Source organism: Allosphingosinicella vermicomposti (assembly GCF_003012815.1).
Lineage (GTDB): Bacteria > Pseudomonadota > Alphaproteobacteria > Sphingomonadales > Sphingomonadaceae > Allosphingosinicella > Allosphingosinicella vermicomposti.
The window spans coordinates 1,035,693-1,050,505 of the sequence record NZ_PXYJ01000001.1 but is presented as its reverse complement, the minus strand read 5'-3'; the positions used below and the strand labels follow the sequence as shown (position 1 = coordinate 1,050,505).

Sequence of the window (14,813 nt, the reverse complement as noted above, 5' to 3'; positions counted from 1 at the left end):
CGAAGCCCGTGTGAATCGCACCCTGCACACGCCCTTCGACAGGCCCAGGGCTAGCGGGGAGGTTAGGCGAGGAAGGAGAGGGCGTTCTCCATCGCGTCCGGCGCATTGAGCGGAGTTTGGAAGCGCGGCCAATCGACCGGGGGCTGGTTGGCGAACCAGGTATATTGGCGCTTGGCATATTGGCGGGTGGCGGTGCGTCCAGCCGCGATGGCGTCTTCCGGGCTCAGCCGGCCTTCGACCAAGGCGCCGATTTCGGGAACGCCGATCGCGCGCATGACCGGTAGGGCTAGATCGAGATTGCGGGCGAGGAGGGTGCGGACTTCAGTCTGGCCCTCCGGCCCTGCCATAGCGTCGAAACGCATGTCGCAACGCGCATAAAGCCAGTCGCGAGGCGGCAGGAGCAGGAGAGGGGAAAGAGCGACTTCAGCCCCAATCCCGCCTTCCTTTTGCTGCTGCCAGTGGGAAAGCAGCCTGCCAGTCGAGCGGACAACCTCCAGCGACCTTGCGATGCGGGTGGTGTCGGCGGGCTTGAGGCGGGCGGCGGCCTCGGGATCTTCCGTCGAAAGCGCGGCATAGGCTGCGGCCACCGGCAATGCGCGCACTGCGGCGCGGATATCGGGGTCGATATCCGGAACTGGGGCAATGCCGTCGAGCAGCGTGCGCAGATAAAGCCCGGTGCCGCCCGCGAGGATCGGCAATTGCCCTTCCGCGCGGGCCGTGGCGATCGCGCCCTTGGCATCCTTCGCCCAATCCGCCGCCGAACAGGCGTCAGCCCCGTCGCGATAGCCGTAAAGCCGGTGCGGCGCGCGCGCCTCATCCCCCGGCGATGGCCGCGCGGAAACGATGCGGAGGTCGCGATAGACTTGCGCGCTGTCGGCATTGATCACGACGCCGCCGGTCCGCTCGGCGAGCGCGAGGGCGAGCGCGGACTTGCCGCTGGCCGTTGGGCCCGCGATAAGCGCCAGCCTTGGAAGGGAAGATTTCATGTTCATTGCGACGTTGATAGCGGCTGACAGGCTTTCGAGCGGAGACGTTTCGGCCGCCGAAGATGCCCTCTCCGCCGCCAATGTCCAGACCATGGGCCGCCAATGGCTGGAAGAAGATGTGGCCTGCGACCTATTGATCGCCAACAATCCGGCCGGATCACGGGCGGTGTTGGAGGGCTTGATCCCCGGCGTCGACGTTGTCGTTCAGGGCGAGGCGGACCGGCGCAAGGCGTTGCTCGTCGCCGACATGGATTCGACGATGATCACGATCGAATGCATCGACGAGCTTGCCGATTATGCGGGCCTCAAGGTTCAAGTCGCGGAAGTAACCGAGCTAGCAATGCGGGGAGACCTCGATTTCGAACAGGCGCTCGACGCGCGTGTGGCTCTCCTTAAGGGGCTTGAGGAACAGGCGATCGATCGTTGCCATGCCGAGCGCCTGTCGATCATGCCGGGCGCCAAGGCGCTGGTGCGCACCATGCGGGCTAATGGCGCTCAATGTCTTCTCGTGTCGGGCGGGTTTACGCGCTTTGCCGACAAGGTCGCGGCCGAGATCGGTTTCGACCGCGCCATCGCCAATCGATTGGAGATCGAGGGCGGTCAGCTGCTCGGAACTGTCGCGCGTCCCATCGTGGGCGCGCAGGCAAAGCTCGACGCGCTGCTTGAAACTGCGGCCGCTCTATCTCTGCCCCCGGAAAAGGTGCTCGCGGTGGGTGACGGCGCAAATGACATTCCGATGCTCGAGGCTGCGGGCCTCGGCGTTGCCTATCGCGCCAAGCCAAGAACGCAGGCCGCGGCGGACGCCCGGCTCGACCATGCCGATCTCAGCGCGCTTCTCTACGCCCAGGGTTATATGCGGCGGGAGTGGGTGGCTTAGTAAGCCGGATCGCTCATGTCCGCCGTGATGGCGGCGAGGGCGAAGGCCATGGCGGCATCGCCTGGTTCGAACACGATGCTGATGCCTTTCGATGTCAAGGCTTCCACGCGGCCTTCTATCCGCCCCGCTTCCGGATGGGCGAGGGTGATCGTGTCGCCAAGATCGAGCTGTGCCGAACATTCCAAGGTCGCCCCGCGCCCCGAAATGTCGGTGAGTGCCGCCATATGTGTACCGCGCGACAGAATCAGGCAGGGGCGGCGGCGACGCCACGGTGACGCCATTGCGCCATGATTCTCTCTTTTCAGCTGGACCAGCATGGGGTCTGTCTCTGCCTCAACCTGTCAATCGATACGGGCAGGTAACGGGAAAGGTTCGAAGAATTGGTTAAAGCGCCGGTAGGGCCGCCGCGTTAACTTAAATTTAGGATGAAAAGGCGCAGTTTCCCGTTTGCCGAAGGGGAAACCGGAGAATTATTATGCGCGTGTTGGCATTGTCGTCACAGAAAGGGGGATCGGGAAAGACCACCTTGTCGGGACATCTGGCCGTCCAGGCGCAGCTTGCCGGGGCTGGTCCCGTCTGCCTGATCGACATCGATCCGCAGGGATCGCTCGCCGATTGGTGGAACGAGCGTGAGGCCGATATGCCCGCTTTCGCCCAGACCACGGTCGCGCGCCTTGCCGCCGACCTCGAGGTGCTTCGCCAGCAGGGCTTCCGCCTTGCCGTCATCGACACGCCGCCCGCCATCACCATGGCCATCCAGAGCGTCATTCAGGTCGCCGAGCTGATCGTCATCCCGACCCGCCCGAGTCCGCACGACCTTCGTGCCGTCGGCGCCACGGTGGATTTGTGCGAACGCGCCGGAAAGCCGCTCATCTTCGTCGTCAACGGCGCTACTCCGAAGGCCCGTATCACGTCCGAAGCCGCCGTTGCCCTGTCGCAGCATGGCACGGTGGCGCCGGTCACCGTCCATCACCGCACGGATTTCGCCGCATCGATGATCGATGGGCGTACCGTGATGGAGATCGACCCCAAGGGCAAATCGGCGAACGAGATCGTGACCCTCTGGTCCTATATCTCCGATCGCCTCGAAAAGAATTTCCGCCGGACCGTCTTTTCGGCGCCGGGCATTGTCGCGCCGCAGGCCGCGATGCCGCGCGCCGGTGGCTTCGGCCGCCGCGTGGCCGGTTAGTTCGAGGAGCGTAAATGATGAGCGACGTCAAACCCTTTGCCTCTCTCTCCTCAGGGCTCCTCGCGCGCAAGGGCACGGCCAAGCCCGCCATGCGCCCACAGGGCTTCGGCCATTTCGGCGCCATGGAAGACCTTGGCTGGAACGACATGGGGCAGCAGAGCCGCCCCGCACCGCAATTGACGCCGGAACCGATGCCGGAGCGCCAGCCAAGCTCGATCGCAGCGCTGACGCCGGGCCCAGTTTCGGATATCGCGCCGGAGCCGATTGCGGAGGCGGCGCCCCCCGTCGTCGAACAGCAGCGCGATCTCGCCACCCATTTCGAGGCTCCGGCACCTGAAGCTCCAGCGCCCGAAGCCAAGGCCATTCCGGCACCCAAAAAGCGCCAGGCGCTCGACTTCGCGACGACCGCAGCACCCGTTCTCCCGCGCAGCCGCGTCGTGCCGGGTACGAAGGCAAAGGCGGCGTTTACGCTGCGCCTCGATCCCGAACGTCACCTGCGCCTCCGTTTGGCGTGCGCGGTGAGCGGCCGGTCGGCCCAGATGCTGGTGACCGACGCCCTCGACGCCTATCTCGAAAGCATATCCGGGCTGGACGATGTCGCCAGTTCCGCGAAGAAGCATTGATACGGGGAAGACAATGAACGTCACCGTGCGCATCGCCGTTTCCGCTCTCGCCATCGCGCTGACGACCGTGGGCTGTCAGACGTCGGGCGATCAGATGGGTATCGCCGCGCTGACCCGGGGCCCGGCCAAGGAGCAGAGCGAGGCGAGCCGCCTTTATGAAAAGGCGCAGCAGGCCGCCCAGAAAGGCGACATTGCCAAGGCGCTGACCCTGATGGAGGAAGCGGTTGCTTTGTCGCCCAACGACGCGGCCTACCGCATGGCGTTGGCCGAGGCGTATCTGCGTAGCGGACGTTATGTTGCCGCCGAGCGCACCTTCTCCGACACGGTGATCCTCAATCCCGACAACATGCATGCGGGCCTGTATCTGGCGCTGACCCGCGCCGCTTTGGGCAAGGATCTCGCTGCCCTTTCGGCGCTCGAAAAGATGGAAGGGCGCGCGAAGGCGAGCGATCTTGGCCTTGCTTACGCTTTGGTCGGCGATGCGCCGCGTGGCGTGACGATCCTCGAAGAAGAAGCCCGTTCATTCGATGCGGATTCCCGCGTGCGTCAAAACCTTGCCCTTGCTTATGCCTTGGCCGGTGACTGGCGGAAGGCGCAGACCGTCGCCATGCAGGATTTGTCGCCGTCGGAAGCCACTGCCCGCATCCAGAAATGGGCGGCGATGGCGCGGCCCGGCACGGATGGCCGCGTAATCGCTTTCCTTGGCTTCGATCCGGTCGATGATTCGGGTCAGCCGACACGGCTCGCATTGGCCGCTCCGGTCCAAGATGACACGGCTTATGCGGAAATGAGGCCGGTCGACGCACCCCAGATGTCGGCGGAAGCCGAGCCCGTTGCGATGGCCATGCCCGCACTGGCTCCGGCCGCGATCGAAGCCGCTCCAACCGCGCCGCAGCCTGTTTTCATTCCAGCGTCCGCAGCAATGCCCGCCGCACCTCTGTCGCCAGCCATCGCGCCCCGGCCGCTGCCCGCTCTGTCATCGGGCAATTATGTCGTTCAGATCGGCGCGTTCAGCTCGCGCGCGCAGGCGGAAAAGGCGTGGAAGTCGGCCGAACGCCGCTACGGCTTCACCGCCGACCGGCAGATGATCACAACGGTTATCGCTCCGGAAGGCAAAGGTGCCTTCCATCGCCTTGCCGTTCAGGGCTTCGCCACAGCTGGCGAGGCCAATCGCGCCTGCCGTGCCGTGAAGGCGAAGGGCGGCGACTGCTTCGTCCGCGCACTTGGCGGAGACTCGCAAAAAATCGCCATGCGCTGAGCTTTCGGTTCCCTCGGGATGGACGGTCGGGGGCCAAACCGGCCGTCCAACATTCCGGCTTCCTGCTAAAGCCGGGCGTTAAGTGCGTGTCAGCAGTCCCAATATCGCCATCCGCACCGCGACTCCCGCCTCCACCTGCTTGAGGATCAACGAGCGCTCCGGATCGTCGGCGACATCGCTGGCAATCTCCACGCCTCGATTCATAGGCCCCGGATGCATGACCACCGCTTGCGGCGCCTTGGCAAGGCGATCGCGGGTCAGGCCATAAGCGGCGTGATAATCGCCAAGGCTGTCCGACATCGCCGCATCCATCCGCTCGCGCTGGATCCGTAGCATCATGACCACGTCCACGCCTTCGATGCCTTCATCGAAATTGGTGAAGCCCTCGCTTCCCTGCGGGATCAGGGAGGGCGGACCAACCAAGCGCACATGCGCGCCGAGCTTCGTCAGCGATTTTAAATTGGATCGCGCGACGCGGCTGTGGCGAATGTCGCCGCAGATCGCGACGGTCAGCCCCTCGATCCGGCCGAAATGGCGGCGGATGGTCAGGGCGTCGAGCAGAGCCTGGCTTGGATGTTCGCCGCGCCCGTCTCCCGCATTGACGACCGGACAGTCCATCACGGCCGCGACCTCCTCCGCCGCGCCGTCCGACGCGTGGCGCATGACGAAAATGTCCGGCCGCATCGCATTGATCGTCAGCGCGGTGTCGATCAAAGTTTCGCCCTTCTGCACGCTCGATTGCGCGACGTGCATATTGACGACTTCCGCGCCCAATTTCTTCCCGGCCATTTCGAATGAAAGGAGAGTGCGCGTACTGTTTTCGAAGAATGCGTTGACTTGGGTCAGCCCCGCCATCCGATCAAGGCGACGGCGCGGCCCCCTATTGAATTCAAGCCAATTGTCGGCCTCATCAAGGATCAGGCGGATATCATCGGCGCTCAATTGCTCGATGCCGAGAAGGTGGCGATGGGGGAAGGCGCTGTTCATGTCGGGCTTTATACCTTTCCCGTTCGTGCTGAGTAGGGGCTGAGCGAAGTCGAAGACCCGTATCGAAGCGCTTCTGCGAGCCTTCGATACGCCGCTTCGACAAGCTCAGCGGCTACTCAGCACGAACGGACTGTTAGAAAGCTGACGAAAACCCCGCAAGCGCGTCGATCGCGCCTTGCAGGATATAGGCCGCAGCCATCTTGTCGACCAGCTCGGCGCGCCGCGCGCGGCTGGCGTCGGCGTCGATAAGCGTCCGCGTAACCGCCTGCGTCGACCAGCGTTCGTCCCAGAGCAGGATCGGCTTTTCAAGGACAGCGAGATTGCGGGCGAAGGCGCGGGTCGATTGGGTGCGGGGGCTATCCGTGCCGTCGAGATTGAGCGGCAGACCAAGTACGAAGCCCGTTACCGATTGTTCGGCGGCGAAGGTGCGGATGCGGGCAAGGTCCACAGTGAACTTCACGCGCTTCAGAAGTTCGGCCGGGGTCGCGATCGTCCAGCCCGCATCGCAAAGCGCGATTCCGATCGTCTGCGTGCCGACGTCGAGACCCATCAGGCGCCCGCCTCCGGGCAGCGCTTCGCGAAATTCCGGGATCGATGCGGTAATCATTGTGCGGTGAAGGCTGCCAGCCGTCGCGCCACGTCGGCCCGCGCATTGGCCCAGAACAGCGCATAATCGAAGACATGATAATTATTGCCGGGAAGAACGTAGGGGCCAAGTTCCGGCGCATCTTCGCCGATCAGCAGGAAACCGCGCGCGTCGCACCGGGCGGGCACCGCGGCCTTCACGATCCCGGCCGCACTCAAATCGCCATTGGGCTCAAGCGTGCCGAGATTGGCCTCCGCTTTTGCCGTGCCGCCCGCCGCTCCGGTCAGGGGGTTGGTGCAAACCATCGGTGTTCCGGCGCGGCTCCGGCCATTGCTGCCGTTCGAGGCGTCGTAAATATCGGTGACCATGTCGGTCCCCGCCGGCTCGGCAAAGCTCTGCCAGGAAATAAGGCATCGGGTTTGGTCAGGCGTTGCGCAGGCCGGGAAGCCGAAGCGGGGCAGGTCGACCGAGATCGAAACCGGCCAGCCCACCGCATAGATGGCCGCAACGCGCGCGGCCTCGGGTGATCCCTTCACCCGCTCGGCGAGGAGGCGGGTCAAGTGCAGGCTGCCCTGACTGTGCCCGGCGAGGATGATCGGTTTGTCCGCAGGCGCTTGGCGGACAAACTCCTCATAAGCGGAAAGAACGTCGCGATAGGCGAAATCAAGCGCCTTTGCGGCATCGGCGCGATTGGTGAGGAAGGCGCCGAACGTCGCCTGACGATATTTGGGCGCCCAGATCGCGCCGACGCCGTTGAAGATGCTCGCCTGGCTGCGCACGAACAGGCGCGCGCGCTGCTGCGAATCCGCGTCATCCATCGGCGAATTCCAGCGCGATCGGTCGAGATAGGAGGTTGGATGGATGAAAAAGACCGACGCATTGCCCGCCGCTGGCTGATCCGCGAAACCGTCCGGAAGCCAAAGAGCGGGATTGTCCGCAACATCCGGCCGCGCGATCCACATGGAGGCGGGACGATAGTCCACGCCGGGTTGCGGAACTGCCTCGAACGGCGCGCTCGGCACCAGCGCGGCACGCATCAACGGCCGTTCGAGCAGCCGATAGCCAAGCGCTCCGGCAAGCAGCAGGATGATGAAGATCGCAATGATCCACAGGAAACGGCGCGCCAGCATCTTTGTTTAATCGACCCTCGCTCGAAAACTCGCGCCGTTCCAACAGCAAGACGGCCAGTGTTGCAAGGTCAAACCATTTGGCGTCTAAGTTGGCCATCCTGGGAGGGTTGAAGATGGCTGAACATGTTGGCGAACACGAAGCCTGGCCTGCACGCGCGGCGATATTGGCGGCAGCGGGGGCCTTGTTCGGCCTCGCAATCTCGCAATTGTTCGACGATTTTCGACCCGAAGCCATGGCCAACCTCTGGCGCGGCGGGGCTGCGGTCTTCCTCCTGACCGGTGGCATCGTTGCCTCCTTCACGCTGGAGCGGACCCGCTGGGCCTGGAGCCTCGCCTTCGCGGCGGCTGCCGGCCTGGTGCTTGCCTTCGTCTATCACTGGAATGGCGGCCCCAATGGCTGGAGTGGAAGCGAGGGCTGGCGCTTCGTTTCCGCAGCGCTCACCGTCGTAATCGCGGCGCCGCTGTTCCAGACGATCCGGGACGAAGGCCAGGCGCGGCTCCCTTATCCTTCTGTCCATATCCATGCCTGGACAAACATCGTCCTGTGGGTGCTCGCCTGCGGTTTCACCTTGCTCGTCTGGCTGATGATGTGGCTGGTCGCGGCGCTTTTCGACCTGATCGGCATCGGATTCATCAACGATCTGATGAGGAATGACTGGTTTGGGTGGATGCTGGCGGGCGCGGCGTTCGGCTGCGTCATGGGTCTCCTGCGAGACCGCGATCAGGTGCTGTTCCTCGTTCAGCGCGTCGCGATGACGATCCTCTCGGTGCTGGCGCCGATCCTTGCGGCAGCGCTTCTGCTTTTCCTACTCTCACTCCTTTTCAAGGGATTAGCGCCACTTTGGGATACGCAATCGGCAACTTCTATCCTGCTGACCTGCGTGTTGGGTGCGATCCTGCTCGCCAACGCCGTGATCGGCAATGTGCCGGAGGAGGAATCGAAGGCCCGGGTCATGCGGTGGAGTGCCACGGCGCTTGCAGGCGCGATCCTGCCGCTCACTCTCATCGCTGCCGTATCGACGGGCAAGCGCATCGCGCAATATGGCTTCACGCCCTCGCGGCTCTGGGCGCTGACTTTCGTGATCGTCGCAACGATTTGCGCGGTGGCTTATGCCGTCTCGCTCCTGCGGGGACGAAAGGACTGGCCGGGACTGATCCGGCCGGCCAATGTGCGCCTGGCGGTGATCGTCTGCGCTGTCGCGTTTCTGCTCGCGACGCCGCTCGTCAGCTTTGGCGCGATTTCGACGCGGGATCAGGTGGCGCGGCTCGCATCCGGCAAGGTGAGCATCGAGCAATTCGACTGGCGCGCGCTGCGCTTCGATTTCGGGCCGAGCGGCATGAGGGCGCTGCGCCGCCTCGCGCAGGAGGGCGCGACGCCCGAGATACGCAAGCGCGCCGCAGAGGTCATTGCGGAAAAGGATCGCTGGGAGATGGCTGTGCCCGTCCTACCCGAAGTGACCAAGGAACAGAACGCTGCGTTGGCGCGATGGCAAGTCCTGCCTCGGCCCGTCGCCTTACCGCCCGAGCTTCGGGAAGCGATGCGTTTGATATCCTACTGCAACGAAAACGATCGCTGCCGCATCTACTATGAGGAAGGCGAGGAAACTGCCGTCGCGGTACGGCAGAGTATATGCGCTCCGCCTCCCGATCAGGCTGGCACGGTGTCGGAGGATGTCTGTGCGCCCGAAGTGCGTCCGTTCTACAAAAGCGGCGATGCCTGGAGGGTGGACGAGCCGCTCCCCGCAACCGTCGGCAATCCGGTGCAGCGGACCGAACAAATCAAACGCGCGATGGACGAGGGACGGGTCACGATCCGCGACGTCACGCGACGCCAGGTCTTCGTTGGCGAAGTGTCGGTCGGCAAAGCGTTCGAATAAGGCTGCTTGAAGCGGACGGGGGCGGATGCTAGCGCCGCTCCCATGTCCGTAGATACCGCAACCGTGCGCCATATCGCCAAGCTCGCGCGCATCGCCGTCACCGACCATGAGGTCGAGGCGCTGGTGCCGGAGCTCAACAACATTCTCGGCTGGATCGAGCAGCTGGGCGAAGTCGATGTCACCGGCGTCGAGCCGATGACGGCCGTCATCCCCAACCAGCTCCGCATGCGGCCCGATGAAATCACCGACGGCAATGTCCGCGACGCGGTGCTGAAGAACGCGCCTGTCGCCGAACATGGCTTCTTCGCGGTTCCCAAGGTGATCGAATAATGGCGAACTTGAACGACCTCGGCATCGCGGCGATCCGCGACGGCTTCCGCAAAGGCGATTTCTCCGCCCGCGAGGTGGCCGACAGCTTCATCTCCGCCGTGGAGAAGGCGCGGGCGCTGAACGCCTTTACGGTGGAAACGCCCGACCATGCGATCGCCGCCGCCGAACAGGCCGATCGCGACCGCAGCCAGGGCGACTTCAAGCCGCTTTCAGGCGTGCCGCTCGGTATCAAGGATCTGTTCGCGACGAAGGGCGTGCAGACTGCTTCGGCCAGCAAGATCTTGGAAGGTTTCAAGCCCGAATATGATAGCACCGTCAGCGGCAAATTGTTCGCGGCGGGCGCAGGCATGCTCGGCAAATTGAACATGGACGAATTCGCCATGGGCTCGTCGAATGAGACGAGCGCGTTCGGCAACGTCCTGTCCCCCTGGCGCCGGAACGACGGCGGCAATGCGGCGCTGACGCCCGGTGGTTCGTCCGGTGGCTCGGCTTCGGCCGTGTCGGCGCGGCTCTGCCCTGGCGCGACCGGGACGGATACGGGCGGCTCGATCCGCCAGCCCGCCGCCTTCACCGGCATTACCGGCGTGAAGCCGACTTACGGCCGCTGCTCGCGTTGGGGCATCGTCGCCTTCGCCTCCTCGCTCGATCAGGCGGGGCCGATGGCGCGCGATGTGCGCGACTGCGCGATCATGCTGGAAGTGATGAGCGGCTACGATCCCAAAGATTCGACTTCGCTGAAGCTCGACGTGCCGCAGTGGGAAGCGGGTCTTTCGTCGGACATTCGCGGCAAGCGGATCGGCATCCCCAGGGAATATCGCATAGACGGCGTTCCGGCCGAGATCGATGCGGTGTGGGAGCAGGGCATCCAGTGGATGAAGGATGCGGGCGCTGAGATCGTCGAAATCTCGCTGCCGCACACCAAATATGCGCTGCCGACTTATTACATCATCGCCCCGGCCGAGGCGTCTTCGAACCTCGCCCGCTATGACGGCGTTCGCTACGGCAATCGCGTGGCACCGGAAAATGGCAGCCTGGATGACATGTACAAGGCGACCCGCGCCGCCGGGTTCGGCGCCGAAGTCCGCCGCCGCATCATGATCGGCACTTATGTGCTGTCGGCGGGCTTCTACGACGCCTATTTCAACCAGGCGCAGAAGGTGAGGGCACTCATCGCCCGCGATTTCCAGGACGCGTTCAAGCAGGTCGACCTGATCCTGACGCCGACCGCGCCGTCCGCGGCCTTCGGCCTCGGCGAAACCACCGATCCGCTTGGCATGTATCTCAATGACGTGTTCGCGGTTCCGGCGAGCCTCGCTGGCCTTCCCGCCATGTCGGTGCCCGCGGGTCTCGACGCGCAAGGCCTGCCGCTCGGCCTCCAGATCATCGGCAAGCCGCTGGACGAGCAGGGTGTGATGAACGCCGGCTTGGCATTGGAAGAACGCGCGGGCTTCACTGCACGGCCGGAGGCATGGTGGTGAGTTGGGTCGGCGAAATCCTTTTTCAGCTAGTGGGGGAGGGGATCGTCGAAGGTGTTAGAAAGCTAAAGTTCGGCCGACGTTCGAGCGAGACTGTCAGTAGAGAACGACAGAAAATATTAGAACGTCGCGCTAAAGAGCGAAAAAATAGACGGAAAACTCGATGAACGCTCCTTATCGTATCCAGGGCGCAACCGGTGAATGGGAGGTCGTGATCGGCCTTGAAGTGCACGCGCAGGTGACGTCGAAGGCGAAGCTTTTTTCGGGCGCGGCGACCGAATTCGGCGCGGAGCCCAATACGCAGGTCAGCCTCGTCGACGCTGCGATGCCGGGCATGCTTCCGGTGCTGAACGAGGAATGCATCCGGCAGGCCGTCCGCACCGGCATGGCGATCGATGCGAAGATCAACGCCTGGTCGCGTTTTGACCGGAAGAATTATTTCTACGCCGATCTGCCGCAGGGCTATCAGATTTCGCAGCTCTACCACCCGCTGGTGGGCGAGGGCGAGATCGAGGTCGAGCTGGAGGGGGGCGCCACCAAGAAAATCGGCGTCGAGCGTATCCATGTCGAACAGGATGCGGGCAAGCTGATGCACGATCAGCATCCGTCTTTCTCCTATGTCGACCTCAACCGTTCAGGCGTGGCGCTGATGGAAATCGTGTCGAAACCCGACATGCGATCTCCCGAAGAAGCAGGGGCTTATGTCCGGAAGCTGCGCTCCATCCTCCGCTATGTCGGCTCGTGCGACGGCAATATGGAACAGGGATCGATGCGCGCGGACGTGAATGTGTCCGTGCGTCGCCCGGGCGAGCCGTTTGGCACGCGCACGGAGACGAAGAACGTCAATTCCGTGCGCTTCATCATGGCTGTCATCGAATATGAGGCGAGCCGTCAGGTCGATGTCCTCGAAAGCGGCGACAGCGTCGTCCAGGAAACCCGCCTGTTCGATCCGGACAAGGGCGAGACGCGCACGCTCCGCTCCAAGGAAGATGCGCACGATTACCGCTATTTCCCGGATCCCGATTTGCTGCCGCTGGAGCTTTCGGACGATTTCCTTCGCGAATGCCGCGAAAGCTTGCCCGAACTGCCGGACGCCAAGCGCAAGCGCTACGAGCAGGAACTGGGGATCAGCGCTTACAACGCCGCAGTCCTCACCGCCGAGGTCGAAACCGCGCGCTGGTTTGAGGAGCTGCTCGCCGCGACTGGCAAGACCGGGCCGGAAGTGGGCAAGGCCGCGTCCAACTGGGTCATTTCCGATCTGTTCGGCGCGCTGAACAGGCTCGGCAAGGACATCACCGAAAGTCCGGTCACGCCCGCACAAGGCGCGGAGCTGATCGGCCTTGTCGCCGATGGCACGCTGTCGGGCACGCTCGCCAAGCAGGTGTTCGAGATCATGCTCGAAACCGGCGACAATCCGGGAAAGATCGTCGAGGAGCGCGGCCTCAAGCAGACCTCGGATACCGGCGAGATCGAAAAGGTGATCGCCGAAGTCATGGCCGCGAACGCGGACAAGGTCGCCGAATATCGCGGTGGCAAGGACAAACTGTTCGGCTTCTTCGTCGGCCAGACGATGAAGGCAATGGGCGGCAAGGCCAATCCCGGCGTGGTGAATGACCTTCTGAAGAAGGCTTTGGGTTAAGTCCGTGAATGTGCTCCTGCGAAAGCAGGAGCCCAGTTGAAGCGTTCGGTGCGTCTGGGTTCCTGCTTTCGCAGGAACACTTTTGGTGCAGCGACAACTCCGCCTTGCCCTTGCTAGCCACCCTGCTATAGACCCGCGCGACCGGCGGTCCTTATGCGGGCGTGGCGGAACTGGTAGACGCGCTGGATTTAGGTTCCAGTATCGAAAGATGTGGGGGTTCGAGTCCCTTCGCCCGCACCAGCTTCGCCACCGGGCGAGGGCCGGCACCGAAATTCCTATAACGAAGGTTCGAAATGCAGACTGTCGAGACGTTGAACGAGGGCCTGAAGCGGGCTTACAAGATCACCATCACCGCCAAGGATATCGACGCCCGCGTCGATGGCGAGCTGAAGAAGATCGCGCCGCAGATCCGCATGCCCGGCTTCCGCCCCGGCAAGGTGCCCGCGAACCTCGTCCGCAAGATGCATGGCGAACAGCTGCAGCAGGAGGCGCTGAACGCGGCCGTGCAGGATGGCGTGCAGAAGCTGCTCGGCGAAAAGAAGCTCCGTCCGGCCATGCAGCCGACCGTCGAGCTCGAAGAGGGCTATGAGGCGGGCAAGGACGCCAGCGTTAAGGTCGAACTCGAAACGCTCCCTGAGATCCCTGCGCCGAAGATCGATGGCCTGAAGCTTGAGCGTCTTACCGTCGAACCGGGTGACGAAGCGGTTGAGGAATCGCTACAGCGCATCGTTTCGGGCCAGAAGAGCTTTGAAAAGGCTCCGGCCAAATATGCCGCGAAGACCGGCGACCTCGTGATCATGGATTTCGAGGGCAAAGTTGACGGCGTCGCATTTGAAGGCGGCAAGGGCGAAGGTATGTCGGTCGAGCTCGGCTCGGGCCGCCTGATCCCAGGCTTCGAAGACCAGCTCGTCGGCGTGAAGGCCAATGAGCAGAAGACGCTCAATGTCACCTTCCCGGCCGATTACGGTGCCGAAAATCTCGCTGGCAAGGCCGCGACCTTCGATGTCACTGTCACCGAAGTGCAGACGCCCAAGGAAATGACGGCGGACGACGCGTTCGCTCAGTCCATGGGCCTCGAAGGGATCGATCAGCTGCGCGGCCTCGTGAAAGGCCAGCTCGAGCAGGAGTTGAACGGGCTCACCCGTACGCACATGAAGCGCAAGCTGCTCGATCAGCTCGCCGACAGCCACAGTTTCGAAGTGCCGCCGTCGATGGTCGAAGCCGAATTCGGCCAGATCTGGCAGCAGCTCGAGCATGAAGCGGGCCACGAAGCCGATCCGGAAGCCGCCCGCAAGGAAATGGAAGCGGAAAAGGACGATTATCGCGCCATCGCGGAGCGCCGCGTCCGTCTGGGCCTGCTCCTTTCCGAAATCGGTCAGGCGAACGGTGTCGACGTCAATAATCAGGAAATGAACCAGCTGATCATGCAGGCCGCGCAGCAATATCGCCCGGCCGATCGTGAGAAGTTCGTCCAATATGTCCGCCAGAACCCGATGGCCGCCGCGCAGCTCCGCGCGCCGCTCTTCGAGGACAAGGTTGTCGATTTCCTCTTCTCCAAGGCCGAAATCAGCGACCGCATCGTAAGCCGTGCAGAGCTGGAGCATGAGATCGAGGCCGAAGTCGGCCACGTCCATGGCCCGGATTGCGGCCACGGTCACAGCCACGACGAAATGCCGAAGGCGAAGAAGGCCGCTCCGAAGAAGGCCAATGAAGCCGCAGCTGAGGAAAAGCCCGCGAAGATGCCAGCTGCGAAGAAGACCGCTGCCGAGACGGCGGACACGGCTGAGAAGCCCGCAAAGGCTCCGGCCAAGAAGGCCGCTCCGAAGAAGTAAGCTTTCGTTCGCACTGAGCTTGTC

The 14,813-nt window shown here is 63.5% G+C and carries 14 protein-coding genes and 1 tRNA gene; 10 read left to right on the top strand and 5 right to left on the bottom strand.

What is annotated here, in order from left to right:
- Positions 1–62: 62 nt before the first annotated feature.
- Positions 63–992, bottom strand: a complete 930-nt coding sequence (gene miaA, locus C7I56_RS05175) for a tRNA (adenosine(37)-N6)-dimethylallyltransferase MiaA (RefSeq protein WP_106639658.1) — start codon at positions 990–992, stop codon at positions 63–65.
- Here miaA and serB point away from each other — a divergent pair.
- Positions 985–1,863 (top strand): phosphoserine phosphatase SerB, encoded by an 879-nt coding sequence (serB, locus tag C7I56_RS05170; protein ID WP_106639408.1) that lies wholly within the window; start codon positions 985–987, stop codon positions 1,861–1,863. The genes miaA and serB overlap by 8 nt on opposite strands.
- Here the strand turns inward: serB and C7I56_RS05165 are convergent.
- Positions 1,860–2,180 (bottom strand): hypothetical protein, encoded by a 321-nt coding sequence (locus C7I56_RS05165; protein ID WP_207789940.1) that lies wholly within the window; start codon positions 2,178–2,180, stop codon positions 1,860–1,862. The two genes, serB and C7I56_RS05165, sit on opposite strands and share 4 nt — an antisense overlap.
- 158 nt (positions 2,181–2,338) lie before the next feature.
- Between C7I56_RS05165 and C7I56_RS05160 the strand changes: the two genes are divergently transcribed.
- Genes C7I56_RS05160 through C7I56_RS05150 form a run of 3 tightly spaced genes read left to right on the top strand, consistent with a single transcriptional unit; the run spans position 2,339 to position 4,933 of the window.
- The gene (locus tag C7I56_RS05160) at positions 2,339–3,052 is read left to right on the top strand and encodes a ParA family protein (protein ID WP_106639406.1); all 714 of its coding nucleotides are present in this window, start codon (positions 2,339–2,341) and stop codon (positions 3,050–3,052) included.
- 14 nt (positions 3,053–3,066) lie between these two features.
- Positions 3,067–3,675, top strand: a complete 609-nt coding sequence (locus tag C7I56_RS05155; RefSeq protein ID WP_342587694.1) for a hypothetical protein — start codon at positions 3,067–3,069, stop codon at positions 3,673–3,675.
- A 13-nt stretch (positions 3,676–3,688) separates the two neighbouring features.
- A complete protein-coding gene (locus tag C7I56_RS05150; protein WP_158702999.1) occupies positions 3,689–4,933 on the top strand; it encodes an SPOR domain-containing protein in 1,245 nt (414 codons plus the stop codon).
- A gap of 78 nt (positions 4,934–5,011) precedes the next feature.
- On the opposite strand, the gene C7I56_RS05145 is transcribed toward C7I56_RS05150, so the two are convergent.
- The 3 genes from C7I56_RS05145 to C7I56_RS05135 all read right to left on the bottom strand — a co-directional run bounded on the left by C7I56_RS05145 (position 5,012) and on the right by C7I56_RS05135 (position 7,633).
- On the bottom strand, positions 5,012–5,920 hold the full coding sequence (locus C7I56_RS05145) for an aspartate carbamoyltransferase catalytic subunit (RefSeq protein ID WP_106639404.1): 909 nt from the start codon (positions 5,918–5,920) through the stop codon (positions 5,012–5,014).
- Positions 5,921–6,053: 133 nt separating this feature from the next.
- A complete protein-coding gene (ruvX, locus tag C7I56_RS05140; protein ID WP_106639403.1) occupies positions 6,054–6,527 on the bottom strand; it encodes a Holliday junction resolvase RuvX in 474 nt (157 codons plus the stop codon).
- Positions 6,524–7,633, bottom strand: a complete 1,110-nt coding sequence (locus C7I56_RS05135; protein WP_106639656.1) for a DUF3089 domain-containing protein — start codon at positions 7,631–7,633, stop codon at positions 6,524–6,526. The genes ruvX and C7I56_RS05135 overlap by 4 nt, the downstream gene beginning before the upstream one ends.
- 116 nt (positions 7,634–7,749) lie before the next feature.
- Between C7I56_RS05135 and C7I56_RS05130 the strand changes: the two genes are divergently transcribed.
- The 6 genes from C7I56_RS05130 (at position 7,750) to tig (ending at position 14,789) form a co-directional block, all read left to right on the top strand.
- The gene (locus tag C7I56_RS05130; RefSeq protein ID WP_106639402.1) at positions 7,750–9,513 is read left to right on the top strand and encodes a DUF4153 domain-containing protein; all 1,764 of its coding nucleotides are present in this window, start codon (positions 7,750–7,752) and stop codon (positions 9,511–9,513) included.
- A gap of 42 nt (positions 9,514–9,555) precedes the next feature.
- Positions 9,556–9,843 (top strand): Asp-tRNA(Asn)/Glu-tRNA(Gln) amidotransferase subunit GatC, encoded by a 288-nt coding sequence (gene gatC, locus C7I56_RS05125; protein WP_106639401.1) that lies wholly within the window; start codon positions 9,556–9,558, stop codon positions 9,841–9,843.
- A complete protein-coding gene (gatA, locus tag C7I56_RS05120) occupies positions 9,843–11,321 on the top strand; it encodes an Asp-tRNA(Asn)/Glu-tRNA(Gln) amidotransferase subunit GatA (protein WP_106639400.1) in 1,479 nt (492 codons plus the stop codon). The genes gatC and gatA overlap by 1 nt, the downstream gene beginning before the upstream one ends.
- A 160-nt stretch (positions 11,322–11,481) precedes the next feature.
- Positions 11,482–12,957 (top strand): Asp-tRNA(Asn)/Glu-tRNA(Gln) amidotransferase subunit GatB, encoded by a 1,476-nt coding sequence (gene gatB / locus C7I56_RS05115; RefSeq protein ID WP_106639399.1) that lies wholly within the window; start codon positions 11,482–11,484, stop codon positions 12,955–12,957.
- Positions 12,958–13,112: 155 nt separating this feature from the next.
- Positions 13,113–13,197: transfer RNA gene (locus C7I56_RS05110), tRNA-Leu, on the top strand.
- A gap of 53 nt (positions 13,198–13,250) precedes the next feature.
- Complete coding sequence (gene tig / locus C7I56_RS05105; protein WP_106639398.1) at positions 13,251–14,789, top strand: trigger factor; 1,539 nt, start codon at positions 13,251–13,253, stop codon at positions 14,787–14,789.
- The last annotated feature ends 24 nt before the right edge of the window (positions 14,790–14,813 follow it).